The 23,968-nt window shown below is 42.6% G+C and carries 23 protein-coding genes, 3 tRNA genes, 1 rRNA gene and 1 riboswitch; of the genes, 3 read left to right on the forward strand and 24 right to left on the reverse strand.

The annotated features are described in order from the left end of the window. Positions 1–33: 33 nt before the first annotated feature. The 4 genes from MHH58_RS10230 to MHH58_RS10245 all read right to left on the reverse strand — a co-directional run bounded on the left by MHH58_RS10230 (position 34) and on the right by MHH58_RS10245 (position 2,207). A 16S ribosomal RNA gene (locus MHH58_RS10230) occupies positions 34–1,584 on the reverse strand. A 165-nt stretch (positions 1,585–1,749) separates the two neighbouring features. Then, positions 1,750–1,823 (reverse strand) — tRNA-Gly (locus MHH58_RS10235). Between the two features lie 27 nt (positions 1,824–1,850). Continuing rightward, positions 1,851–1,939, reverse strand: a tRNA-Leu gene (locus tag MHH58_RS10240). A 193-nt stretch (positions 1,940–2,132) separates the two neighbouring features. Further along, positions 2,133–2,207, reverse strand: a tRNA-Glu gene (locus MHH58_RS10245). A 315-nt stretch (positions 2,208–2,522) separates the two neighbouring features. On the opposite strand from MHH58_RS10245, the gene MHH58_RS10250 reads away from it, so the two are divergent. After that, the gene (locus tag MHH58_RS10250; protein WP_115885070.1) at positions 2,523–4,022 is read left to right on the forward strand and encodes a catalase; all 1,500 of its coding nucleotides are present in this window, start codon (positions 2,523–2,525) and stop codon (positions 4,020–4,022) included. A gap of 52 nt (positions 4,023–4,074) precedes the next feature. On the opposite strand, the gene MHH58_RS10255 is transcribed toward MHH58_RS10250, so the two are convergent. From MHH58_RS10255 to MHH58_RS10325, 15 genes are all read right to left on the reverse strand, one after another. Continuing rightward, positions 4,075–6,216, reverse strand: coding sequence for a Tex family protein (locus MHH58_RS10255; protein WP_341345833.1), 2,142 nt, complete (start codon positions 6,214–6,216; stop codon positions 4,075–4,077). 61 nt (positions 6,217–6,277) lie between these two features. Further along, positions 6,278–7,057, reverse strand: a complete 780-nt coding sequence (gene sigB / locus MHH58_RS10260; RefSeq protein WP_135099336.1) for an RNA polymerase sigma factor SigB — start codon at positions 7,055–7,057, stop codon at positions 6,278–6,280. After that, positions 7,035–7,508, reverse strand: coding sequence for an anti-sigma B factor RsbW (rsbW, locus tag MHH58_RS10265; protein WP_135099339.1), 474 nt, complete (start codon positions 7,506–7,508; stop codon positions 7,035–7,037). Before rsbW ends, sigB begins: the two co-directional genes overlap by 23 nt. A 3-nt stretch (positions 7,509–7,511) precedes the next feature. Further along, a complete protein-coding gene (locus tag MHH58_RS10270; protein ID WP_115885073.1) occupies positions 7,512–7,838 on the reverse strand; it encodes an STAS domain-containing protein in 327 nt (108 codons plus the stop codon). An 82-nt stretch (positions 7,839–7,920) separates the two neighbouring features. After that, on the reverse strand, positions 7,921–8,940 hold the full coding sequence (locus tag MHH58_RS10275; RefSeq protein ID WP_135099341.1) for a SpoIIE family protein phosphatase: 1,020 nt from the start codon (positions 8,938–8,940) through the stop codon (positions 7,921–7,923). A 46-nt stretch (positions 8,941–8,986) separates the two neighbouring features. Beyond that, complete coding sequence (locus MHH58_RS10280; protein WP_115885075.1) at positions 8,987–9,364, reverse strand: type II toxin-antitoxin system PemK/MazF family toxin; 378 nt, start codon at positions 9,362–9,364, stop codon at positions 8,987–8,989. Next, the gene (locus MHH58_RS10285) at positions 9,365–9,550 is read right to left on the reverse strand and encodes a hypothetical protein (RefSeq protein WP_115885076.1); all 186 of its coding nucleotides are present in this window, start codon (positions 9,548–9,550) and stop codon (positions 9,365–9,367) included. 88 nt (positions 9,551–9,638) lie between these two features. Beyond that, positions 9,639–10,790, reverse strand: a complete 1,152-nt coding sequence (gene alr, locus MHH58_RS10290) for an alanine racemase (protein WP_135099343.1) — start codon at positions 10,788–10,790, stop codon at positions 9,639–9,641. Positions 10,791–10,793: 3 nt separating this feature from the next. Further along, entirely contained in the window at positions 10,794–11,141 is a 348-nt protein-coding gene (gene acpS / locus MHH58_RS10295; RefSeq protein WP_135099345.1) for a holo-ACP synthase, read from the reverse strand. Then, positions 11,138–11,623: a PH domain-containing protein gene (locus tag MHH58_RS10300; protein ID WP_341345834.1), complete on the reverse strand. Its 486-nt coding sequence runs from the start codon at positions 11,621–11,623 to the stop codon at positions 11,138–11,140. The genes acpS and MHH58_RS10300 overlap by 4 nt, the downstream gene beginning before the upstream one ends. Further along, positions 11,568–13,145: a PH domain-containing protein gene (locus MHH58_RS10305; RefSeq protein WP_341345835.1), complete on the reverse strand. Its 1,578-nt coding sequence runs from the start codon at positions 13,143–13,145 to the stop codon at positions 11,568–11,570. The genes MHH58_RS10300 and MHH58_RS10305 overlap by 56 nt, the downstream gene beginning before the upstream one ends. After that, entirely contained in the window at positions 13,138–13,602 is a 465-nt protein-coding gene (locus tag MHH58_RS10310; protein WP_135099351.1) for a PH domain-containing protein, read from the reverse strand. Before MHH58_RS10310 ends, MHH58_RS10305 begins: the two co-directional genes overlap by 8 nt. 98 nt (positions 13,603–13,700) lie before the next feature. Continuing rightward, positions 13,701–15,212 carry a DEAD/DEAH box helicase gene (locus MHH58_RS10315; RefSeq protein ID WP_115885082.1) on the reverse strand — a complete coding sequence of 504 codons (1,512 nt, stop codon included), beginning with the start codon at positions 15,210–15,212 and terminating at the stop codon, positions 13,701–13,703. Positions 15,213–15,278: 66 nt separating this feature from the next. Then, the gene (locus MHH58_RS10320; RefSeq protein WP_228063502.1) at positions 15,279–15,992 is read right to left on the reverse strand and encodes an alpha/beta hydrolase; all 714 of its coding nucleotides are present in this window, start codon (positions 15,990–15,992) and stop codon (positions 15,279–15,281) included. Further along, positions 15,979–17,331, reverse strand: a complete 1,353-nt coding sequence (locus tag MHH58_RS10325; RefSeq protein ID WP_341345836.1) for a UDP-N-acetylmuramoyl-tripeptide--D-alanyl-D-alanine ligase — start codon at positions 17,329–17,331, stop codon at positions 15,979–15,981. The genes MHH58_RS10320 and MHH58_RS10325 overlap by 14 nt, the downstream gene beginning before the upstream one ends. Positions 17,332–17,425: 94 nt before the next feature. On the opposite strand from MHH58_RS10325, the gene MHH58_RS10330 reads away from it, so the two are divergent. Further along, entirely contained in the window at positions 17,426–18,613 is a 1,188-nt protein-coding gene (locus MHH58_RS10330) for an FtsW/RodA/SpoVE family cell cycle protein (protein ID WP_341345837.1), read from the forward strand. 39 nt (positions 18,614–18,652) lie between these two features. Here MHH58_RS10330 and MHH58_RS10335 read toward each other — a convergent pair whose 3' ends face one another. Continuing rightward, positions 18,653–18,802 (reverse strand): Lmo0850 family protein, encoded by a 150-nt coding sequence (locus MHH58_RS10335; protein ID WP_167753414.1) that lies wholly within the window; start codon positions 18,800–18,802, stop codon positions 18,653–18,655. A 119-nt stretch (positions 18,803–18,921) separates the two neighbouring features. On the opposite strand from MHH58_RS10335, the gene cls reads away from it, so the two are divergent. After that, on the forward strand, positions 18,922–20,406 hold the full coding sequence (gene cls, locus MHH58_RS10340) for a cardiolipin synthase (protein ID WP_341345838.1): 1,485 nt from the start codon (positions 18,922–18,924) through the stop codon (positions 20,404–20,406). Positions 20,407–20,640: 234 nt separating this feature from the next. Here the strand turns inward: cls and yidC are convergent, their stop codons facing one another. The 4 genes from yidC to thiD form a co-directional block, all read right to left on the reverse strand. After that, complete coding sequence (gene yidC, locus MHH58_RS10345; RefSeq protein ID WP_135099359.1) at positions 20,641–21,504, reverse strand: membrane protein insertase YidC; 864 nt, start codon at positions 21,502–21,504, stop codon at positions 20,641–20,643. A gap of 99 nt (positions 21,505–21,603) precedes the next feature. Next, positions 21,604–22,218, reverse strand: coding sequence for a thiamine phosphate synthase (gene thiE / locus MHH58_RS10350; protein WP_135099361.1), 615 nt, complete (start codon positions 22,216–22,218; stop codon positions 21,604–21,606). Further along, on the reverse strand, positions 22,211–22,981 hold the full coding sequence (gene thiM / locus MHH58_RS10355; RefSeq protein ID WP_341345839.1) for a hydroxyethylthiazole kinase: 771 nt from the start codon (positions 22,979–22,981) through the stop codon (positions 22,211–22,213). Before thiM ends, thiE begins: the two co-directional genes overlap by 8 nt. 5 nt (positions 22,982–22,986) lie before the next feature. Continuing rightward, a complete protein-coding gene (gene thiD, locus MHH58_RS10360; RefSeq protein ID WP_341345840.1) occupies positions 22,987–23,778 on the reverse strand; it encodes a bifunctional hydroxymethylpyrimidine kinase/phosphomethylpyrimidine kinase in 792 nt (263 codons plus the stop codon). A 69-nt stretch (positions 23,779–23,847) separates the two neighbouring features. Further along, positions 23,848–23,947, reverse strand: a riboswitch (TPP riboswitch). Between the last annotated feature and the right edge of the window lie 21 nt (positions 23,948–23,968).

Genomic DNA, 23,968 nt, shown 5'->3' on the forward strand with positions numbered 1-23,968 from the left:
TCATCTCAAAAGAGATGTCCGTAATATCCTTAGAAAGGAGGTGATCCAGCCGCACCTTCCGATACGGCTACCTTGTTACGACTTCACCCCAATTATCAATCCCACCTTTGACGGCTGCCTCCATAAAGGTTGGCCCACCGGCTTCAGGTGTTATCGACTTTCGTGGTGTGACGGGCGGTGTGTACAAGACCCGGGAACGTATTCACCGTAGCATGCTGATCTACGATTACTAGCGATTCCAGCTTCATGGAGTCGAGTTGCAGACTCCAATCCGAACTGAGAACAGTTTTATGGGATTCGCTTGGCCTCGCGGCGTCGCTGCCCTTTGTCACCTGTCCATTGTAGCACGTGTGTAGCCCAAATCATAAGGGGCATGATGATTTGACGTCGTCCCCACCTTCCTCCGGTTTGTCACCGGCAGTCAGTCTAGAGTGCCCAACTTAATGATGGCAACTAAACTTAAGGGTTGCGCTCGTTGCGGGACTTAACCCAACATCTCACGACACGAGCTGACGACAACCATGCACCACCTGTCACTCTGCCCCGAAGGGAAACCCTATCTCTAGGGCTGTCAGAGGATGTCAAGATTTGGTAAGGTTCTTCGCGTTGCTTCGAATTAAACCACATGCTCCACCGCTTGTGCGGGTCCCCGTCAATTCCTTTGAGTTTCAGCCTTGCGGCCGTACTCCCCAGGCGGAGTGCTTAATGCGTTAGCTGCAGCACTGAGGGGCGGAAACCCCCCAACACTTAGCACTCATCGTTTACGGCGTGGACTACCAGGGTATCTAATCCTGTTTGATCCCCACGCTTTCGCACCTCAGCGTCAGTTACAGACCAGAGAGCCGCCTTCGCCACTGGTGTTCCTCCATATCTCTGCGCATTTCACCGCTACACATGGAATTCCACTCTCCTCTTCTGTACTCAAGTAAAACAGTTTCCAATGACCCTCCCCGGTTGAGCCGGGGGCTTTCACATCAGACTTATTTTACCGCCTACGCGCGCTTTACGCCCAATAATTCCGGATAACGCTTGCCACCTACGTATTACCGCGGCTGCTGGCACGTAGTTAGCCGTGGCTTTCTGGTTAAGTACCGTCATCTCAAGGCCAGTTACTACCTCAAGTGTTCTTCCTTAACAACAGAGTTTTACGAGCCGAAACCCTTCATCACTCACGCGGCGTTGCTCCGTCAGACTTGCGTCCATTGCGGAAGATTCCCTACTGCTGCCTCCCGTAGGAGTCTGGGCCGTGTCTCAGTCCCAGTGTGGCCGATCACCCTCTCAGGTCGGCTATGCATCGTCGCCTTGGTGAGCCACTATCTCACCAACTAGCTAATGCACCGCAGGCCCATCCATGAGCGGCAGATAAATCCGCCTTTTAACTTAACTGCTTATGCAGGAAAGTCGTATCCGGTATTAGCTACCGTTTCCGGTAGTTATCCCAATCTCAAGGGTAGGTTGCCTACGTGTTACTCACCCGTCCGCCGCTCGATCATGAGGAGCAAGCTCCTCAATCTCGCGCTCGACTTGCATGTATTAGGCACGCCGCCAGCGTTCATCCTGAGCCAGGATCAAACTCTCCATGATTGGAGAACTTAAACTTAAGCTCTGTTGATACTGCTGACAGTATCTCGTTTGCGTTTCAATTGGTCGCCTCAATGTGTGCTCCTAGTTAATAGAAGACTTCTTTATTCGGAATTAAACGTTGACATATTGTCATTCAGTTTTCAATGTTCTTTAATTTATTTAAAATGGAGCGGGTAGACGGGATCGAACCGACAACATCAGCTTGGAAGGCTGAGGTTATACCATTTAACTATACCCGCATGGTATATGTTATAATAAGTTTTCAATGGTGCGGCTGAGAGGACTTGAACCTCCACGGGATTTAACTCCCACTAGGCCCTCAACCTAGCGCGTCTGCCGATTCCGCCACAACCGCAAATCTTATTATATGTATTAATCTTTTGTTACTGACTTTTTAGCGACAAGAACTAGTATATCTCATTAGCAAGTTGTTGTCAACTGCAAAGTTTATTTATTTTTTAACCTGTTAGTTGAAAGCTCAACCGGTTAGATTTTCTATTATACTTCAGTGAAAGCAAGAAGTCAATAGTTTGTTTTCAAAAAAATGATGGTGACCCGTACGGGACTCGAACCCGTGTTACCGCCGTGAAAGGGCGGTGTCTTAACCGCTTGACCAACGGGCCATCTGTTTTATACAACGCTTATTAATATACAGAGTAATGATTTCAAAGTCAACACTTTCATCGAATTTAATTTTACTTTTTATTAATTTTCTAGAACCTACTATATAATGGCGAATCGTGAACAGCTGTTCCTGTATTTTTTCGATTTCTCATTTAGAGCCCTCCCCTGTTCACTTAGCGGATAAAAATTTGATTTATACAGTTCATTTGAATTCGCTAAATAAATTATCTTATTACGGTTTCGAAACTTGCTTTTGTGCTTTCGGCTTGTTATAGTTTATTTATAATCATTCTAATTAATGGAGGCAGTTATTGATGACTAACAAAGACAACAGACTTACGACCCTTTTCGGCAACCCTGTAGGCGATCGTGAAAACACAATGACAGCTGGCCCCCGCGGTCCGCTTGTTATGCAAGACCCTTACTTCCTCGACATGATGGCTCATTTCGACCGCGAAGTTATTCCCGAACGCCGCATGCACGCTAAAGGTTCAGGTGCTTTCGGTACATTTACAGTAACACATGATATTACTCAATATACAAAAGCTAAAATCTTTAGCGAAGTAGGTAAACAGACGGAAATGTTCGCACGTTTCTCAACTGTAGCCGGCGAACGCGGTGCAGCTGATGCTGAACGCGATATTCGCGGATTTGCTTTAAAATTCTATACAGAAGAAGGTAACTGGGACTTAGTTGGTAATAACACGCCTGTTTTCTTCTTCCGGGACCCTAAATTATTCCCAAGTTTAAACCACGTTGTAAAACGCGACCCTAAAACTAACATGCATAACGCAGAAAGCAACTGGGACTTCTGGACTAACTTGCCTGAAGCACTTCACCAGGTAACAATTATTATGACTGAACGCGGAATTCCTAAAGGTTTCAGAAATATGCATGGTTTCGGCTCACACACTTACAGCATGATCAATGAAAACGATGAGCGTGTCTGGGTTAAATTCCACTTCCGCACTCAGCAGGGCATTGAAAACTATACAGCTGAAGAAGCTGCTGAACTGGTTGGTGTTGACCGCGAATCTTCACAAAGAGATTTATTCAACTCAATCGAAGATGGCGAATTCCCTAAATGGAAAGTATATATTCAGGTAATGACTGAAGAACAGGCGAAAAACCACCCTGATAACCCCTTCGACTTAACTAAAGTATGGTACAAAGGTGACTATCCTTTAATCCCGGTTGGTGAATTCGAACTGAACAAGAACCCTGAAAACTACTTTGCAGAAGTTGAACAGGCAGCATTTGCTCCGACTAATATTGTTCCGGGTATTGGATTCTCACCAGATAAAATGCTTCAGGGCCGTTTATTCTCATACGGAGATACTCAAAGATACCGCTTGGGTGTTAACCACCACCAGATTCCGGTTAACTCTCCTAAAGGTGCTGAAAATGTATGTCCATTCAGCCGCGACGGCGCAATGAGAGTTGATGGTAATGAAGGATCATCTCTCAATTATTATCCGAACAGCTACGGTGCTCACAATTCACAGCCGGAAGCTAAGCAGCCTGCACTTGACCTTGAGTACAGCTCAATTTACGAACACAACTTCCGCGAAGATGACGATAATTATTTCGAGCAGCCGGGTAAATTATTCAGATTGCAGTCTGATGAAGACAAACAGCGTCTATTCTACAATACGGCAAATGAAATGACAGGTACAACTACACGTACTAAACACCGTCATATCTATAACTGCTATCAGGCAGATCCGGATTACGGTAAAGGTGTTGCAGCAGCTCTTGGAATCGACATCAACGACGTTGATTTAGAAACTCCAGACTACTTCCACAACATGTAATCATACGCTTCATCAAAAAAACGGAAACGACTCAGTCGTTTCCGTTTTTCTTTTATACATTTTTCATAGTCAGCGATATTCTATTCTTCTGTACATCAACATCCATCACTTTAACTTCTACAATGTCTCCGGTATTGACCACTTCAAGCGGATGCTTTACAAACCGGTTTGAAATTTGCGACACATGAACCAGTCCGTCCTGCTTCACTCCGACATCCACAAAGGCGCCAAAATCCGTGACATTTCTGACGGTTCCTGACAGTGTCATACCTGCTTTTAAATCTTCGATGCCGAGTACATCAGATTTCAATAATGGTGTATCGTATTTATCCCGAATATCTCTCATCGGCGCTTTCAAACTCGAAATAATATCTTCCAAGGTAGGCACACCAATATTCAGCATTTCAGCAGTCTCTTTAATATTTAATGCATCGAGTTTTTCACTCATGCTGTTTTCTCCGAGATTATCTATAGTTAAACCGATTGTTTCAATAAGCTTATACGTATTTTTATACTGCTCTGGGTGGATCGGTGTCATATCTAGCGGTTCTTTTCCATTAAATATTCTTAAGAACCCGACACACTGCTCATATGTTTTATCGCCTAAGCGTGCAACTTTCTTCAGTTCGCTTCTCTTTTTGAAACCGTCATTTTCTTCTCTGAACGCCACGATGTTTTTACTGATAACCGGAGACAATCCTGCTACATGCTGCAGCAGTGTCGGCGATGCCGTATTTAAGTTAACGCCAACCTGGTTTACTGCAGTTTCTACGACGAAATTTAATGACTCAGTTAAAAACTTCTGATTGATATCGTGCTGATACTGCCCGACCCCTATGGATTTCGGATCGATTTTAACCAATTCACTGAGCGGATCATGTACACGCCGCGCGATAGATACGGCACTTCTTTCCTCAACATTAAAATCCGGAAACTCTTCTCGCGCGACCTCAGAGGCCGAGTAAACACTCGCGCCCGCTTCATTGACGATAATATAAGGAATATCCAGATTTTCTTCTTTAATCAGCGCACCGATAAACTCTTCAGATTCTCTTGATGCAGTGCCGTTGCCTATCGCAATTAATGATACACCGTATTTCTTTATTAATTTTAAGATAACTGTTTTAGCGGCTTCCTTTTTATTCACCGGCTTATGAGGATAAATAACATCTTTCGCTAGATACGATCCCGTGTCGTTGATTACAGCAAGTTTGCATCCTGTACGGTAGGCAGGATCCAGCCCGAGAATAACTCTGCCTTTTAATGGCGGCTGCAGCAGCAGTCTCTTTAAGTTTTCTTCAAAAACAACGACAGCATGCTTTTCACTGTTTTCTGCTAAATCAGCACGCACTTCCCTTTCAAGCGAAGGTAAAATCAAACGTTTCAGACTATCTTCAACAGCTTCTGTCAGCAGCTCTTTTGTTTTGGCATGTTCTTCTATAACCTGTTTCTTTAAATAATTCGTTATTCTTTCGGTATCATGCGTTAATTTAACTGATAAAACTTTTAATGCCTCGCCGCGGTTTAAAGCAAGCACCCTGTGAGGAACGATATTTTTAACTCTTTCTGCATAATCATAATACATTTCAAAAATACCCTGTTCGTCCTCAGCATTCTTTTTAACAGAGGAAACGATTTTCGATGTATCTTTAATAATTTTCAATATGTACAGACGGTATTGCGGATTATCCGATATAATCTCAGCGATAATATCTTTCGCGCCTTTTACTGCCGTTTCCACAGAAGTCACTTCGTCAGTTAAAAACTCTCCGGCCGCACTTTCTATATCACGGTGTTTACCTGCTAAAATAAGATTCGCCAGCGGTTCAAGTCCGAGACGTTTTGCTTCAGTCGCCCGGGTTTTCTTTTTCTGCTTAAACGGACGGTATAAATCCTCGACCCGGCTCTGTTTCGTCTGCTTTAAAATTTCGCTCTGCAATTCATCTGTCAGCATACCCTGCTCATCAATCAGGCGAATAACTTCCTCTTTACGTTTATTCAGATTTTCAAGGTACAGGTATTTAGTTTCAATTTCTTTAATTGCAACTTCATCAAGCCCGCCCGTCTGTTCTTTACGATAGCGTGCAATAAACGGTACAGTATTTTTCTCTCCGAGCAGCTCCAGTACTTTTTTGACATAATCTTTATTGATTTTCATTTCATTCGATATTTCTTTTACTAATTCATGTGTCATAACTATGTACTCTCCTAATAATAAGAACCCAATCTATAATAGACCGGGCTCATTTATAAATTTATTCAGCTTCCTTCACTGCTTCTCTCAGTTTCTTAATCGCAGAACGCTGCAGTCTGGACACATGCATCTGGCTTAAACCGATTTTTTCACCGGTTTCTTTTTGACTGAGACCTTCGATAAATGTTGATTTTATAATTTCCTGTTCTCTGTCACTTAAGATAGGCAGTACTTTTTCTAAAATCATACGCTTTTCAGCCAGATCATAATTATCATCCTGCTGTCCCATAACATCGAGTAAGGTTACTGTCGAACCATCTTTATCTGCTTCGATTGAATGATCCACGCTGAGCGCATTATAACTCTGTCCCATTTCCATAGCTTCCAGTACTTCTTCTTCCGTCACTTCAAGCTTCATTGCGAGTTCTTGAATTGTCGGCGATCTTTCGAGTTCATTCGTCAGAGCATCTGTCGTATTTTTTATTCTCGGACCGAGTTCCTTAATGCGTCTCGGCACGTGAACACTCCACGTTTTATCACGCAGATAGCGTTTAATCTCTCCGACTACTGTCGGCACTAAAAAAACTTCAAACCTGCGTTCAAAAGATGTATCAAAGCGTCTGATAGCCCCTAAAAGACCAAGCATTCCAACCTGGACCAAATCTTCGTGATGCGACTGGCCGCGGGAGTAACGGTAAGCGAGTGATTCCACAAGCTTTGTATAATTTTCTACTAGCTCGCTTTGTGCTATATCATCTTCACTTTCCTGATATCTCTTAATCAGCTCGTTAACTTCTTCAGGCGGCAGTCCGTAATTCTTATTGCGAGATCGTTTCTCCATTCGGGTGCACCTGACTTTCGTTAATATACTTCGTCATACTTATCGTCACACCAGGTTCTTTTCTGAAGGAAACTTTGTCCATCAATGTTTCAATAAGGAAGAGGCCAAGCCCTCCTTCTCTGAGATAATCAATATTGTCATCTTCATTGTACGGTCCGAGCTCTTCTTTAATTTTTTCATAATCAAAGCTTTGTCCGTTATCCGCTACAATAATCTCGACTTTATCACTGTATATTGCGAAACCTACAGAAATTTCACCCTGTTCACTATCTTTATAAGCATGTTTAACTGCATTTGTTACAGCTTCCGATACTGCAATTTTAGAATCCTCTATATCATCATATGTCGCTCCCGCTCTCGATAAAACACCTGAAAGTGTTAAACGGATAAGTCCTACATATTCTGCACTTGACGGAAACTTCATTTCTATAAAATCATATTGTGGCATCATTCTTCAGTCGACCTCCGACTTCTTATTAACATACATTAAATCGCGTAATCCTGTAATTTCAAAAAGTTTTAAGATTCTATCGTTTACTCCAAGTACATGGAGTTCCTTATCATGCTTATTAAGATCTTTAAGCGTGCCGACAAAAATACCGAGTCCTGTGGAATCCATGTAATCAAGTTCGCTTAAATCAACAATTAAGTCATGTTCCCCTGCCGCAGCCACAGGCTCGAAAACCTGTTTTAATTCAGGTGCAGTATAAACATCAAGTTCACCGCTCACACTGACTAAATATTCCCCGCCGTTTTCCGTAGCGTCTATTTTTATATTCATAATTATGTATGCACTCCAATCACGTTATCCCTATATTTTATACCTCAGTCTGTCTACCCTGTATTCTTCATTTTAAAACTTTTTAGCCGGAACATTTATTTTTTATTATAAACATTGTTAAGTCATCTTTGTAATTCTGGTTGCGCATGCGTGTCAGCGCCTCGTATATATACTGAACAATATCCTGAGGGTGCTGGTCGCGTGCTTCCCTGATCATCTCTTTAATGTCATCCATATTAATAAATGTACCGTCGTGTTTTCTAAGTTCGGATACTCCGTCGGTATAGATGAACAGCATGTCATTCTCTTCAAGTCTGGAAGATACTTCTTCATATTCAGTATCTTTCATGACCCCGAGTACAAGTCCTTTGCCGTCCAGTTCCTCAAATTCGTCATCTTCATAGTGGTAAAGATAAACAGGTTCGTGCCCTGCGCTTGAGAAGCATAAAGACTGATCTTTAAAATCGTACAAGCCGTAAAACATCGTTACAAACATATTTTTGTTGACGTTTTTTTCCACGAGTTCATTTAACCGTTTTAAAGATTTTGACGGCGGATTGGATGCCGACGTCAAGTCCATCCCGAACTTCAGCATCGACATGGCGATAGCAGCAGGGATACCTTTGCCGATAACATCAGCAACCGCGAAAGTCAGTTTGCCGTCACTGTGTTCGATAATGTTAAAATAGTCACCGCTCACTTTGCGGGCAGGCACACTGATTGCGCCAATCTCAACGTTTTCAATAGCCGGAATCTCAGTTTTTAACATGGTTTCCTGAAGGCTTGAAGCGACATCCATTTCTTGATCGTGACGCTCCATCTTATTGAGCATTGCTTTGTAATCCTTATATGTAAAACCAAAGCGGATCATTATTTCCTGCAGCACGTTGAGGGAAGCTTTTATGTCTTCATAACTCTTCAGCGGGATTGCACTGATCAGTTCAATATGAAGAGCAACCATCTCATCCGGTGAAATATCCAAGTCGATTGCTTTTTCACTGAAATCATGAGCTTTCGCCGCAAGCTGATCTTCGTTTCCCGATTTTATATAATCATTAATTATGCCTTTGTATTCTTCTACCAAATCATCAATATATGTCATATTAAACACACCTCCATCTTTAAAATAGACTTTTGTAAACAAAAGTCTATTTTCTGTTTGCCTTATTCTTTTTTCTTTTCTTTTTCGGTTCTAATTCCAGACTGACTTTCAGTGCGTCATTAACTTCGCGCATTTTGTCCTCATCCAGATATGTAAGTTTTTCCTGTAATCTGGTCTTATCGACCGTTCGAATTTGCTCAAGCAGTATTACCGAGTCCATATCCAGTTTGTAAGCTTCTTTTGATATTTCAACATGTGTAGGTATCTTCGCTTTATTTATTTTCCCAGTAATGGCTGCAACTATCACAGTCGGACTGTGACGGTTACCTACATTATTTTGGATAATAACAACAGGGCGTTTCCCCCCTTGTTCTGAACCCTGCACAGGTGAAAGATCGGCCAGATAAACTTCTCCTCTTTTCATCTATTCACCATCTTTACTATCGTTACATGCAGCACATTCCCGTTCCGTGACAGTAATGCCGATACGGTAAGCTTCACTTTCAGCATAAAAGCTTTCCCGTGCGATTAATAAATTAATCTCCGCCATTTCAATGTAGCCATTTACCAATGCTTTTTCGAACTCGCTATTTGCAGATGAATTAGACAAAACAGTCAACCCCATAAAAATCAGTTATTAATTTAATCATAACATTTGAGACAGCCCGTTGCTATAAATCGGCTGTCGGGCTGTCCATTTAATTAATTACTTCGTTATAGATTAACTCAATATCTTTACCTGCATAACGACGGGGAATACGGCGCCCGAAAGCACAGAGCGATTCATATGAAATAGTTCCCGTGTAATCACTGTAACTTTCCATAGACTGCTCAGACCTCGTAGAATCCTCGATTATAATAACGTTTTGTCCGGCATCGGTATACTCCGGAACTCTGATCATCAGTGCATCCATGCAGATGGTCCCTATGATTTCACATTCAGTACCATCTTCTAGTTTTACATTATACCCACTATGCCGCCTTAATAACCCATCTGCGTAGCCAATCGGCAAAGTCGCGACAGTTTCACTTGTTTCAGCTGTATATTTTCGGCCGTAGCTGACACTTTCTTCAGGTTCCAAGTGATGAACAGCTGCAATTTCAGTTGATAATTTAACCGATGGAGTGAGCATAACCGGAGTCGCTGAGGCCGTGTATCTGCTTGGGTAATAGCCGTAGAGCGCAATACCCGTCCGGACTGCAGTTGTAAACTCTTCTTTTAAAGTCAGGGCACCGCCGGAGTTTGAGATATGAACATATTCCGGACGTTCCACTTGACTGACAATCTCTTTAAACAGATTAAATTCAACTGAGGTGATGTCATTATCTTCATCGCTCGAAGTAAAATGGCTGAAAATTCCTTCATAAATAAAACGGTCAAATGAATTTATCTCAGTAATCATTTCCATAATTTCAGAAACGTCTGATGTGCCGTAGCGATTCATTCCCGTATTTACTTTAATATGAATCCAGACTGCTTTGTCGTACTTATCACTGACTTCATCCTTCGCTTTTTGCACCCACTGAAGATTCGGAGCCGTAACGGCGATGCGGTGCTGAACTGCTTTATTAATATGTTCGGGGCTGATTGTGCCGAGTACTAATATTTTCTGTTTAATGCCGTGCATACGGAGATCGATTGCTTCGTCCAATGTTGCGACTGCAAAAAATGAAACTCCCGCCTTGGCAAGATGTTCACTGATTTCTTTTGCGCCGAGGCCGTATGCATTCGCCTTAACAACCGCGATGAGTGTCTTCTCAGGATTAATCCCCTGAATTGCTCTGTAGTTTTTTTCTACGGCAGCAAGATTTACATCGAGTACTGTATTCCTGTAATATTTATCGCTCATTACTTAAGCCTCCTCAATAATAACCGTTGCGACAGCATAATCTCTTGAATGAGATATCGAAACATGGGCATTTGGAGCATTAGTAAGCGACGGTTTGCCGTTCTTGTCGTTCACGCAGTTAATATCAGTAAAGCTCACTGCTCCGCCGATGCCCGTGCCGAGCGCTTTGCTGTATGCTTCTTTAACTGCAAAACGCCCTGCCAGATAAGTGATTTTACGAGCTTCACTGGTCATATTTCTATAATGATGAAGTTCATCCGCTGTCAGAATCCGCTTTGCCAGACGGTCATCTTTGTTTACTTTATTAATACGTGAAATTTCTATAATATCCGTCCCGAGCCCTGTAATCATAACATTCCCTCATTCTGCTGTTTGCTCATGTTTTTATTAATCAGATTCCGGATATCGTGACGCAGCCGGTCCGCCTTATCTGTTTCCAATTCAGGTATATATAATTTCTCAGCCGAAGTCTGCAGCGAGATGCCTTTTAAGTTCATCCGCTTCATAATCGGTCCGACGGTCGTATCTATATTCTGAACCCTGTACAGCGGCACCGCTTTTTCAGACTTAAACCAGATACCGCTGTGAATCCGTATTTCATCCTCAAGCACTTTATACCTGAAATACTTATAGCGGAGTTTTGGGATAATCCATGCATGAACGATGACTATATAAATCGCTGCGGCAGCAGGGATTAAAAACACCCACCACGGAAGCCAATCAAAGAATATTTGGGCGATGCCGATTGCAGCTGCGATGATCAGCCAGACGCCTGCATTAATATATTCCCTTATCCTCCACAGTTTGATCGCTTTCGGCGATATTCGTTTCATCGTCATGCCCCCTCTCTATAAAATTCCAAATTGTTTCTATATCGCGTTTTTCAATAAATTTAATTTCTGCCGACGAGCTCGCAATGCCGCCGGGGGTTGATACCTCGATATGTCCTAAATCCGCGCGGTGTAAAAATGGATTGCGGTGGTAAGTCGTGTCGATAATTTTATCCCGCTTAATTGCATAGTGGCGACGCGTAAAGAAGGAAGCCGTCATCATATTAATCTCGTCCTTATAAATGGCATAGCCGACATTTCTCGCGCTGTATATACCGCTTGCAATCAGAAGCAGCAGAATCACCGCGACTCCGATATATACGTATGTCATAAATGTTTCACCGTGGAAGAAATAAGCGAGTATTCCGGTGCCGATAATGAAAATCAGCAGTGTAATCTGGAAATAACGGCGTATTGCACGAAACGGCACAATACGCTTTGGAAGTTCCATGTGATAATTCGGGAAAATGTCTCCGATAATGCTGTACAGTTCTTTCTTCTTAATAAACGGCAGCAGCTGAACTTTCCCGTCGATCTGGTCGGATTCAAGAGAGTCGCTCGTAATCGATACCGACAGCGCATAATAGCCGATTAAGCGCCGAAGAATACTGTCGGAAATAATGACGTTCTGCACTCTGTTTATATTGACACTCTTATTCTTTTTAGAGAACAAACCGTATTCGACTGTCAAATCATCCCCGCTCTGCTTTAATGTATAATCGTAATTACGCACCATAATTATTACAGTACCGATAACGTAGCCGATAATTACAAAGATAAGAGAGGCGACAACGATGCCGAACACCAGACTTCTGACGAGTCCGCTGAAGTACTCAAAATAATTTTCAATCAAAATTTCGCCGCCGACTACATTCAGAACACCGAAAAATATCGCGGCAAAAACTCCGAGCCCCCCGCTCGTCATCGCCATTAGAATAAGTTCTTTGAAATTCATTTTCTTCAGTGTAACGAATTCACGTCCTGCTGCTTTTGTCCCGGATTCAAGAGCAGCTTCTCTCGGCCATGGACTTGAATCTCCCGGATTTACTGCAATTTCTTCACTTTCAATATCTTCCTGTGTTTCGTAAATCACTTTCTGAATATCTTTACCTTGCGATTTTTTAATCGTATCGATTTTAATACCGTCTCCGGGCGTTAAAATATCGAGCTGAACCGCGCCGAAAATACGATGGAAAAATGGTTCATTAAAATCGATGGACTGGATGCGTTTAATATCCAATTCCTTTTCATTTCGTGTAAATATCCCGTTTTTAAAAACAAACTTATTATTTTCAAGCCAGAATCTCGTTCTGTAAATATTGATCATATCGAAACCGGTGAATACTGCAAAAATCAGGAAGAGTATTCCAATACCGCTGAACAGCATCCACGGAGTAACCGAGCCCGAAAACAGTTCTTCCCTCATATTAAAGAAAATTATAATTGCCGGGAAAAACATCGTCTTAATTCCTTTAACGACACTTCCTGCATATGCAACAGGATGAAGTTTCTGAGGATTATACATCTGTACTTTCCTCCTTTACGATGTCAATAATATCCGATTTCAGACCGCGTGCTTCATCAATTTGAAGCGGCGGCATATCGATTCCGATACCTGCAGTTTTAATACGGACCGCAGCTAAATCATATTTTCTCGACAATGGACCTGTTTTAAATTCGACACCCTGCGCTCTTTTAATCGGAATCATCTGGGTTTTCACTGTAAAGAAGCCCTGTCTTACAACAATTCTGTCTTCGAAAAGCTCGTAAGATGTCACTTTCGTGTATATCCAGGGCCGTAAGATAACAAATCCCGCCAGCTCTAATAGGAGCAGGCCGATAAAAATATAATACAGCCATACCGGCCAGGAAAAAAAATATACTGCAATGCCGGCTATAGTAAATATAAGTATACTGGTTACCCATATTAATAATGCTTTGACTGTCATGTACGGTCTGACACGCGCGTTTAACTCTATCATAAGCAACCCTTCCAACTGTTAGTTTATCTCTATAATACAACACTCGGAAAACATAAAAAAGCATTCACTGAAAAGTGAATGCTTTGTAAGAATCATTATTATTTCTGATGATCTTTAAATACACGGCCTTGCTTGCTTGTGCGTCCGCCTGATGACGGTTTTCCGCCCTGGCGTCTGCCGCCGCTGTTTCTTCCCGGTCTGCCGTTGTCGCGTCCGCGTCTGTTGCCGCCGCTTCTCTGGCCGCCTTTATTATAGTTCGGTTTACCTCTGCGTCCGCCGTGACCCTTGCGAGAAAGTGGTTTTTCAAATGACAGTTGAATGTTGTCATCTTCTTTGGCGTACAGAAGTTCGTTTACTAACGCTGCAATGACTTCGCGCGGCTCATGAGTTTTCATTAACCCATCAGCTACTTCGAAAGTATGCTGATTTTTGTTATCAGCTAACCATGCACCGATTTTTTCAAAGACTTCGTTTTCACGAGCTTTTTCTACTTCTTTTTTACTTGGTGGACGAAGTGTGTGAATTGGTTTCTTCTTGTCTTTTTCTATCTGACGCAGGAAGTCCATCTCTACAGGATTGACGAATGTTAACGCCATTCCTTCTTTACCGGCACGGCCGGTACGTCCAATACGGTGTGTATACGACTCAGTATCCTGCGGAATATCGAAGTTGTACACATGTGATACACCCGAAATATCTAAGCCCCTTGCAGCTACGTCGGTAGCTACTAAAATATCTAATGAATTGTTCTTGAATTTCTTCAGTACTTCAAGACGTTTAGATTGAGTAATATCTCCATGTAAACCTTCCGCACGGTAACCTTTTGCAATCAATGCACTTGTCAATTCGTCTACACGGCGTTTTGTACGGCCGAATACGATTGCAAGTTCAGGCTGGTGAACATCAAGGAATGATGTGAAAACAGAAAGTTTTTCCAGCTCTTTTACAATTGTATAGAATTCATCGATTAGCGGATCGGAATTGTTTTGGTTCATCGTTTTAACGATGTGAGGTTTGTCCATGAAACGCGTTACTAAATCCTGGATTGCCCGAGGCATTGTAGCTGAAAATAGAAGTGTGTGGCGGTTGTCTTCAGGCACTTTGCTCATGATGAACTTAACGTCATCGATGAAGCCCATGTTCATCATTTCGTCCGCTTCGTCTAATACAAGTGTGTGAACATCTTGCAATTTAAGTGTGCGGCGGTTGATGTGGTCGATCATACGGCCTGGTGTACCCACAATGATTTCGGGTTGTCTTTTAAGGTCTTTAATCTGACGGTCTATGCTCATGCCGCCGAAAATAACTGCAGTAGCTAATTTCTTTCTCTTAGAAAATGCTTTAATTTGTTCGCTGACCTGAACTGCTAATTCTCTTGTCGGCGTTAATATAACAACTTGGGTTCCTGCACCTTTAGTTGTATTTTCTATAATAGGGATACCAAATGCACCAGTTTTACCAGTACCAGTCTGAGCCTGACCAATGATATCTTTTCTCTCTAATGCTAAGGGAATACTTTCCACTTGGATTGGGGTAGGTTCTGTGAACCCCATATCAGTTAGCGACTGAATTGTATCGTCACTAATACCTAATTCTTTAAAAATCTTCAAACTTTAGTCTCCTTTGACTATTTCATTTCTCGCATGTACAACTTCTCTATAGTAACACTTAACACTTTAATCCACAAGATGTTTTAACTGGACGTCAAGAAATAAAAATCTTTCAGTCAGTATATTCAGCTTCAGCAGCTTATCTTCTGTATACATAATCAAATGGGGTGTGTGTTCCATAAGTACAAGTTTTGAATGCAGGATTTTTTCTTTAGCTTCAATGCTCGTCTGATACGGCACCAGCAAATCAATTTTTCCGTGAATAAGCAATGTTTCACACCGGATGTTTTTTAAATCGCCGATTTTCGCCTCGACAATTTTAATAAATTCCTGCATTGCCCTGAGGGGAATATTTTTCAGTCTGGGTCTGACCTTTGCTGCCAGATTCAGTTCAATATGGTCCCTTACTTCTACAGGAGACAGCTTAAGTCTGTTCAGCCGGCTCAGCTTAGTGTGGTCGAAGGCCGGAGCAATCAGCACCAGCTTGTCGACCTGGTACTTCTGTGCAATAAAACTCGCAAACACCCCGCCCATTGAAAATCCGATGACGAATATTTTATCGGCACGGGCAGCTAAGTTTAAATATGCTTCCTCCGCTTCCCGGTACCAGTCATCCCCCGTTACGTAAGATAAATTCAGCGTGGTTCCATGACCGGGATACTGGGGAAATTCATATTCAAAGTCGTAGCGTTTTTTTAAATACCGAAAGGTGGGCTCGAGCTCGAAGCGTCCGCCTGTATAGCCGTGCAAAAACAGTACTCCGATTTTAGATATCGTCAATCACCCTTTCCACTGCCATACCGCGTGATCCTTTCAGCAGAATCACTGTATCTTCATTAAAATGCGCCTGTACTTTGTCACGCAGTTCATCAATCGATGAGATATGTTCTTTATCTTCCGATGTTAAGGCGTCATGGATATATCCGGCGCCATCACCGAACGTGTAAATTTTCGTAAACTGATACTTTCCTTCATTAATAAAGTAGGCAACATCTTCATGCAGCTCCTGTTTGTAATCCCCAAGTTCCAGAATATCGGCCAGGACAAGAATTTTTGTCTTATGAGCCATACGGCCGACCGTATCGACAGCGCTGATCATACTCGCTTTTGAAGCATTGTAAGCATCGTTGACTATTAAGGTGCCGCTCTCGTGCATAATGCGCTCCATTCTCATGCTTGTCACTCTAAGTCCGGAAAGATTTCCCTGAGCTTCTTTCAGTGATACTCCAAGTTTTTCTCCAGCAAGTACAGCAAGTGAGGCGTTCAAAGCGTTGTGAATACCAAGCTGAGGAATATCAAACTGCACATCTTTAAAAATAAAATGCGTGCCTTGTTCATCTTCTGTCACACTGCCAATCGTGTACTGATTCGCCTCAAGAAGTCCCGCAGTCTGAATGTCATATGCCGTGTCTTTCTTAACAATTTCATCGAGAAGCGGATAATCTCTGGAATAGATAAATGTTCCGTTATCTTTTAAATAATCAACAATTTCGTATTTTGCTTTGGCGATATTTTCTCTTGACCCCAGCATTTCGATATGAGATTCTCCAACGCTTGTAATTACAGCAATATCCGGCTCTGCCATTCTGCTTAGAAAATTTATATCCCCCATTTTATCCATACCCATTTCGAGAATAGATATTTCGGTATCTTTATCCAATTGTAAAATAGTCAGAGGCATGCCGATTTCATTATTGAAGTTGCCCGGCGTTTTCTGCACCTTGTATTTTATGCTGAGGACACATTCGAGCATATCTTTCGTCGTCGTCTTGCCATTTGAACCTGTTACTGCGATAACTGCCGGCTTTACTGTCTTCAAGTATTCCTGTGCAAGATTCTGCAGGGCACTAAGGCCGTCAGTCACGTGAATAGCCGGATAGTCCATATTGTCAGCATCATGTTCGCTGAGCGTAACACCTGCGCCTTTTGAAAAAGCTGTCTCAATAAACTTATGCCCGTCGGCATGCTCCCCTTTGAACGGCACAAAAACGTTGCCTCTTTCCAGAGTCCTTGTGTCAATTGACACGCCTTTAATCAAGGTGTTTTTCACTGCTTCTGCACGGTCGTTCATAACTCCCCCGCAAAATATTGCTATTTGTTCTATCGTAGCTTCTATCATAGTTTTTCATCCTAATTTTTTGTATTTACTGTTTATAATTATAAAATAGTTGTATACTAAATGTCATGATTTCTATATGAATTAGGTGACTTTCTTGAGTAATAATAAATATACACGACAAAATTCAAACTTTTTTGCACGCATCGACTGGATTCTTGTTATTTTAATCCTGCTGCTTGCTTCTATCAGTGTAATTTCAATCAGCTCGGCTATGACCAGCGGCCAGTACGGTACTGATTTCAGCACCCGGCAGATTGCATTTTACGGTTTGGGTTTCCTGCTTGCCTTCGGTTTAATGCTGATACCGTTTAAACTCATCAAAAGCTATACATGGATTTTATATATCCTCGGCGTTTTAAGTCTGGTCATTTTGTATATTGCACCCGTATCATCGGTAACTCCGATTATTAACGGGGCTAAGAGCTGGTATCAATTTGGTTTTTTCAGCATCCAGCCGTCGGAGTTCGTAAAAATCATATATATCTTAACAATGGCTTATGTAATCAGCCAACATAACAAGTATAAGTTAACGAATACCTTATCCATGGATTTGAGACTGCTTCTTAAGCTGATTTTAATTTCCATTCTGCCGATGCTCTTTATCCTGCTGCAGAACGACCTTGGTACGGTACTCGTAATGATTGCCATCTTCCTCGGACTTGTAGTGGTCTCAGGCATCAGCTGGTGGCTGATTATACCGACACTTTCTGTGGCCGGAGCAACCGGCCTGGCGCTTATACTCGGTATCCTGTACCGGCCGGATTTACTGGAACGCTATTTGGGCATACATCCGTATCAGTTTGAGCGTATCTATTCCTGGCTCTCGCCGGAAGCATTCCAGTCCGACAGCGGATTTCAACTGACGAACTCGCTTATCGCAATCGGTTCAGGCGGGATTACAGGCAAAGGCTATGCCGATGGTATTATTTACATTCCTGAGAACCACACCGATTTTATCTTTACTATCATCGGGGAAGAGTTCGGCTTTATCGGCTCGACCATTGTTATCATTGTCCTGTTTATGCTGGTGATGCATTTAATCCGCATGGCCTTCATGGCAACTGACAGTTTTGCATCCTATTTCATTATCGGCTACCTTGCACTGCTCGTCTTCCATATTATTCAGAATATCGGCATGACGATTCAGCTGCTGCCGATTACCGGACTGCCGCTTCCCTTTATCAGTTACGGCGGGAGCGGTCTGTGGTCAAATATGCTCGCTGTCGGCATTATGCTCAGCATGTATTTCCATCACCTCAGTAAAAGTGCTAAAAATATATAAAAACTGCTGAGAGGGAACACCCTCTCAGCAGTTTTTATTTTAAATATTATTTTCTTTCAGTCTGAGCTGATCTTTATTTGCTATGCGATTCATAATTTCAAATCTTGACTTGGAAACCGTCACTTTAACACCGAGTTCATGCAGCAGCTGGACGACTTCTTTGACTTTGCTTTTGTCGTTTTTGCGCATATTGACACTCCCTTTTTATAGCTAACTTAATTGTACTTGTTTATGCTATAATTATCTATACTTTTCAGATATTAATTATTACAGACTTATTAACTTTTTTCTAAAGAAGGTGGACATTCGTGCAAATACCGTTTTTGGATATTTACATCACAGATGCGACGGTAATTACAATTGTTACTGTCATCCTGTTTATAATCAACTTCCTCTTAGCCGGCGGGCTTGTTTTTCTCGAACGCCGCAGCGCCCAAAGTGTCTGGGCATGGATTTTAGTACTATTCTTTCTTCCGATTGTAGGTTTCATACTTTACATGCTCTTCGGGCGCACCATCTACCGCCAGGATCTTTTCAAATTGGACGAAGATGATAAAGTGGGGCTCGAACATCTCGTCAGTGAGCAGCTGGAGGAAATTAAACATAACCGTTTAACCTTTTCAAATGCTGTTGCAGAAAAACATAAAAAGCAGATTCATATGCTCCTTTACAACAATCAGTCATTTGTGACGAGCAATAACGATGTCACTACTTTTACCGATATGAATAATAAATTCGCGCAGATGCTGAAAGATATAGAAAACGCGGAAGATCATATCCATTTCCAGTATTATATTTTTAAACTGGATAATATCGGCAAAGAGCTTTACAGAGCGCTCTTAAAGAAGCAAAAAGAAGGCGTTTCTGTCCGGATTTTATACGATGACATCGGCTCTCGGTCTTTATCGCTTAGAAACTTCAGCGATATACGGGATGCCGGCGGTTTAGTCGAGGCATTTTTCCCGAGCAAATTGCCGCTGATTAACCCCCGCATCAACAACCGCAATCACCGGAAAATTGTTGTGATTGACGGTAAAATCGGATATATCGGCGGTGCCAACGTCGGTGACGAATACCTCGGACGCGATCCAAAAATGGGAGCATGGCGGGACACCCACCTCCGCATAGAAGGAAATGCTGTGAAATCTCTGCAGCTTCGCTTTATGCTTGACTGGAACTCGCACGATACACGCAATAATATGAAACATGAAGATCATTACTTCCCTGAAATAGATTCTGTCGGCGAGACGACAATGCAAATAGCTTCAAGCGGACCCGACGAGGATTACCAGCAGATAAAGTACGGATACCTGAAAATGATTTACAGAGCACAGCATACGATTCATATTCAGTCACCTTACTTCATTCCCGACCAGTCAATAATGGAAGCGATACGCATTGCGATTTTATCAGGGGTCAAAGTCAAAATAATGATTCCAAGCTTTCCGGACCATCCCTTCGTTTACTGGGCTACATATTCAAATGTTGCATCGCTCATGAAAATGGGCGCGGAAGTTTATATGTACCAGCCGGGCTTTCTGCACCAGAAGGTGTTTATTATCGATGACGAAGTGGTCTCTGTTGGAACGACCAACGTCGATAACCGCAGCTTTATATTAAACTTTGAAGTTAACGCGTTTATGTACGATGATGAAGAAGCGGTAAAACACCGTAAAATATTTGAAGAAGATATTAAACACTGTGAGATACTCACCGCTGAAAAGTATGAGAAACGCGGCCTGTGGATTAAGATGAAAGAAGGCCTCGCAAATTTAATATCTCCGATTCTGTAATACTTATGTGATTCGGGTTGAGATATAAATATTTACAGCATAAATAAGCCGTACGTTAGCTTTTCTGGGGCATCGCGTGAGCCTGTAGTCTCACGCAGATGCTATTCCCCTAGAAGTCTAACGTACGGCTTTTGAAGTTACGTTTTTCTTGGTAAATGTTTATCATCCTTCCTGCTTAAAACAAAAAAGAGCAGAACCTTCTTCCGGGTTCCGCTCTCATACTTTATCGATGATTTATTTTTTACGTTTTTTCTTAGGTTTAACTTTAGCATTTTTAACGCGCGCTTCTTTTTCAGCCTGTTCGCGTTCATGCGCAGCAATAATCGGTGCCATTTCTTCGTTAACTTTCTTGCGGTAGAATGTGTTACCTGCCCAAGTCTGGAAGATCAGGAAGATACCGCCGACTGCCCAGTATAATGGGAGAGCTGATGGTGAAATTGCTGAAATCCAAATAATCATTATTGGAGAAATATACATGAACAGCTGCATTTGCTTACGCTGTTCTTCTGCCACATAGCGCGTTGATACCCAAGCTTGAACTGCGTATACAATACCTGCAATTGCAACCATGAAGTAATCTGTCTGTGTTAAGTCCATCCACAGGAAATCCGGATGGGCATTGAGTCCGCCCTCTGAAGGGAATTTTAATGCAAAGTATAAAGCCATGACAACCGGCATTTGAATAAATATCGGCAGACAGCCCATATTCAGCGGATTGATATCGTGCTTTTTGTAAAGCCCCATCATTTCCTGCTGAGCCGCCATTTTTTCTTCTTGTGTAGTCGCAACTTTAACGCGCTGCTGAATTGCTTCCATTTCTGGTTTGACAATCTTCATTTTTTCTCTCATCATCATCTGATTCTTATATGTACGCATCATGAATGGGAAAATTGCCAGTCTCACAATCAGCGTAATGACGATAATAGCCAGACCGTAGTTATTGTCCAGATTATCTCCAAGCCAGTGCAGTAATGTATCCATCGGCTGGACGAGAGTGTTATAGAAGAAGCCGTCTCTATTCTCAGGCTGTGAATAGTCACACCCGGCAAGGAATAGTACCAGTACCATAGACGCTGGTAATAGCCACTTTTTAATCATTTCTTCACCTCTAAGTAATATCTCACATAAAAAAGATTGTACCATAAATAAAGGTGTATAAAAACCAATTTCATAGCATACGGTCAATATTTCACAAAGTTACTGCAACAAAGCTGTCACGGTTTGTTCAATATTATCCGCTCCTGTTATTGCTGAAATGACACAGATTCCGTCCACCCCGCTGTCGAGGCACCTTTTATAGTTTTCTTCAGTGATCCCGCCTATTGCTGCCGTCGGTAATTTCGTATGGTTTACTAACTTCCGTAACCCTTCTGTGCCGATTGCTTCACCCGCATCTTCTTTCGATAAAGTGCTGAACACCGGACCGATACCGAGATACGCTATCCGGGACAGGCTGCTTGATTTAAGTTCTGTTAAATTGCCGACGGACAGACCGATAATTTTATCGTTAAAGTACTCCGGCAGCATATCCGGATTCATATCATCCTGACCGATATGAATACCGTCTGCCTCAGCTGCTTCTGCTAAGAGCACATCATCATTAATAATGAACGCTGTATTATACCGGCTGCACAGCGCCTTCACGTCCAGAGCAAAGTCTAAAAGTTCTTGGCCCGTCTTAATATCCGCCCCTTTTTCCCGGAGCTGAAAACATGTTACCCCTGCTTTAAAAGCAGTTTCCAGATCCTTCAGCGGATTTTTAAAACTGGATGAAGAGGCAATCAGATACAGTCTCAATATGTCTTTATTCATAATAATCCACTCTTTTCACACTGAAATCTGCTGTTTTAAAGTTATAAATTTCATCGATCAGGAGAGCGGCAAAAGTTCCCGGGCCGCCGGCGGCTCCTGCCGCTTTTTCAGCTGCTATGTTATACAGGCTGACGGAAGCAACGATACTTTCCGTACTTTCTTCCACCGCTAAAAACGCTGCTGTTATCGCGCCGAGCACACAGCCTGATCCTGTAATCACTTCCTGATACTTATGCCCGTTGTGCATTATGACTGTCTGTTTTTCGTTTACATACGCATCTATTTCACCGGTAACGAGCACAGGGGCGTTTAACATGCTGTGGGCCGCTTTTGCGATATCCAGTGTATTTCCTTCTATGATTGAGTCAACGCCTTTAGACACCGCTTCTTTACCGCTTAGAGCATGTATTTCCCCGGCATTCCCTTTCACAAGTGCAATGTTGTATTCACTGAGCAGTTTATCTGTCAGATTTCTGCGAAACGCTGATGCGCCGTAACCGACCGGATCCAGCACGATTGGAATATTACACTCGTTAGCACAGCGTGCCATTTCTTCATACAGCGGCACTTTTTCTTCCGTGCACGTGCCAATATTTAAAAGCAGTGCTCCCGCATGCTTTAAAATATCTGGTGCTTCGCTTTTTTCACCGCTCATAATCGGAGATGCTCCGAGTGCCAAGAGACTGTTCGCAGTAAAAGGCTTCACGACGTCGTTCGTAATACATACTACAAGCGGTGTGTTTTTTCTTAACTCTTCTATCATCTGAATCAGTCTCCTTGATAGCTGAAATGATTCACCGGTCCGCTGCCTTTACCGATACCGGGAGAATTTTGTATTGCACTGGTAATATATGCTTTACCTGTTCTGAACGCTTCTTCGACCGTACGGCCTTTTGCAAGCTCGGCTGTTAAAACTGCCGAGAAAGTGCAGCCCGTACCGTGCGTCTGATCCGTATCAATACGCGCTCTTGTTAAAGTTGAAATTTTTTTCCCGTCATATAAATAATCAGTTGCATCACCCGACAGGTGGCCGCCCTTAATAATCACGCTGGCTGCGCCCATTTCATCAACAAATATTTTCAGAGCCCGGTGAATATCTTCTTCTGTCCGGATAGTCATATTCGCAATCGCTTCTGCTTCATGAAGATTCGGTGTTACTATGTGTGACAGCGGGAGCAGCGTATCAATCAGTGTCGCCATCGATGTGTCCGTCATCAGACGGTCTCCGCTCGTTGCTATCATTACCGGATCCATGACGTACGGAATGTTATACTTCCGGATATATTCGGCAATCACAGTCATCATATCCGCCTCTGCCACCATTCCAGTCTTCATTGCATGCGGCACTTCGTCCGAAAATATGCTGTTCAGTTCTTTGTCGATAAAATCCGCCGGCACATTGTAAACGCCCTGGACACCGAGTGTATTCTGCGCAGTCAGTGAAGTCACCGCAGCCATACCGTAAACACCCCGCGAGTGCATTGCTTTAAGATCCGCAAATATTCCCGCTCCGCCTGTCGGATCAGTTCCTGCAACAGTTAAACCAATAGGTAAAGTCATTAAATATATCCTCCTGTAATAAAAAACCCGCTTCCAGGGAAGCGGGTTGGATCGATTAAGAGATTTCGTCTGTAATCATCTGCACTTCCCTACGCCAGCATAACCTGGATCAGGTGAAAAGGGACAAGCATTCGCTATCTCAGCCGTACCGGCGCCCCCAGCGGGTTCTATTCTTTTTATTGACATAAGC

The organism is Jeotgalicoccus sp. FSL K6-3177 (assembly GCF_038050175.1).
GTDB lineage: Bacteria > Bacillota > Bacilli > Staphylococcales > Salinicoccaceae > Jeotgalicoccus > Jeotgalicoccus nanhaiensis.

Bases quoted from the DNA above. Each gene is read 5' to 3' on its own strand.
- MHH58_RS10250 (WP_115885070.1), top strand. From the start codon at position 2,523: ATGACTAACAAAGACAACAGACTTACGACCCTTTTCGGCAACCCTGTA.
- MHH58_RS10255 (WP_341345833.1), bottom strand. From the start codon at position 6,216: ATGACACATGAATTAGTAAAAGAAATATCGAATGAAATGAAAATCAAT.
- sigB (WP_135099336.1), bottom strand. From the start codon at position 7,057: ATGGAGAAACGATCTCGCAATAAGAATTACGGACTGCCGCCTGAAGAA.
- rsbW (WP_135099339.1), bottom strand. From the start codon at position 7,508: ATGATGCCACAATATGATTTTATAGAAATGAAGTTTCCGTCAAGTGCA.
- MHH58_RS10270 (WP_115885073.1), bottom strand. From the start codon at position 7,838: ATGAATATAAAAATAGACGCTACGGAAAACGGCGGGGAATATTTAGTC.
- MHH58_RS10275 (WP_135099341.1), bottom strand. From the start codon at position 8,940: ATGACATATATTGATGATTTGGTAGAAGAATACAAAGGCATAATTAAT.
- MHH58_RS10280 (WP_115885075.1), bottom strand. From the start codon at position 9,364: ATGAAAAGAGGAGAAGTTTATCTGGCCGATCTTTCACCTGTGCAGGGT.
- alr (WP_135099343.1), bottom strand. From the start codon at position 10,790: ATGAGCGATAAATATTACAGGAATACAGTACTCGATGTAAATCTTGCT.
- acpS (WP_135099345.1), bottom strand. From the start codon at position 11,141: ATGATTACAGGGCTCGGGACGGATATTATAGAAATTTCACGTATTAAT.
- MHH58_RS10300 (WP_341345834.1), bottom strand. From the start codon at position 11,623: ATGAAACGAATATCGCCGAAAGCGATCAAACTGTGGAGGATAAGGGAA.
- MHH58_RS10305 (WP_341345835.1), bottom strand. From the start codon at position 13,145: ATGTATAATCCTCAGAAACTTCATCCTGTTGCATATGCAGGAAGTGTC.
- MHH58_RS10310 (WP_135099351.1), bottom strand. From the start codon at position 13,602: ATGATAGAGTTAAACGCGCGTGTCAGACCGTACATGACAGTCAAAGCA.
- MHH58_RS10325 (WP_341345836.1), bottom strand. From the start codon at position 17,331: ATGATAGAAGCTACGATAGAACAAATAGCAATATTTTGCGGGGGAGTT.
- MHH58_RS10335 (WP_167753414.1), bottom strand. From the start codon at position 18,802: ATGCGCAAAAACGACAAAAGCAAAGTCAAAGAAGTCGTCCAGCTGCTG.
- yidC (WP_135099359.1), bottom strand. From the start codon at position 21,504: ATGATTAAAAAGTGGCTATTACCAGCGTCTATGGTACTGGTACTATTC.
- thiE (WP_135099361.1), bottom strand. From the start codon at position 22,218: ATGAATAAAGACATATTGAGACTGTATCTGATTGCCTCTTCATCCAGT.
- thiM (WP_341345839.1), bottom strand. From the start codon at position 22,981: ATGATAGAAGAGTTAAGAAAAAACACACCGCTTGTAGTATGTATTACG.
- thiD (WP_341345840.1), bottom strand. From the start codon at position 23,778: ATGACTTTACCTATTGGTTTAACTGTTGCAGGAACTGATCCGACAGGC.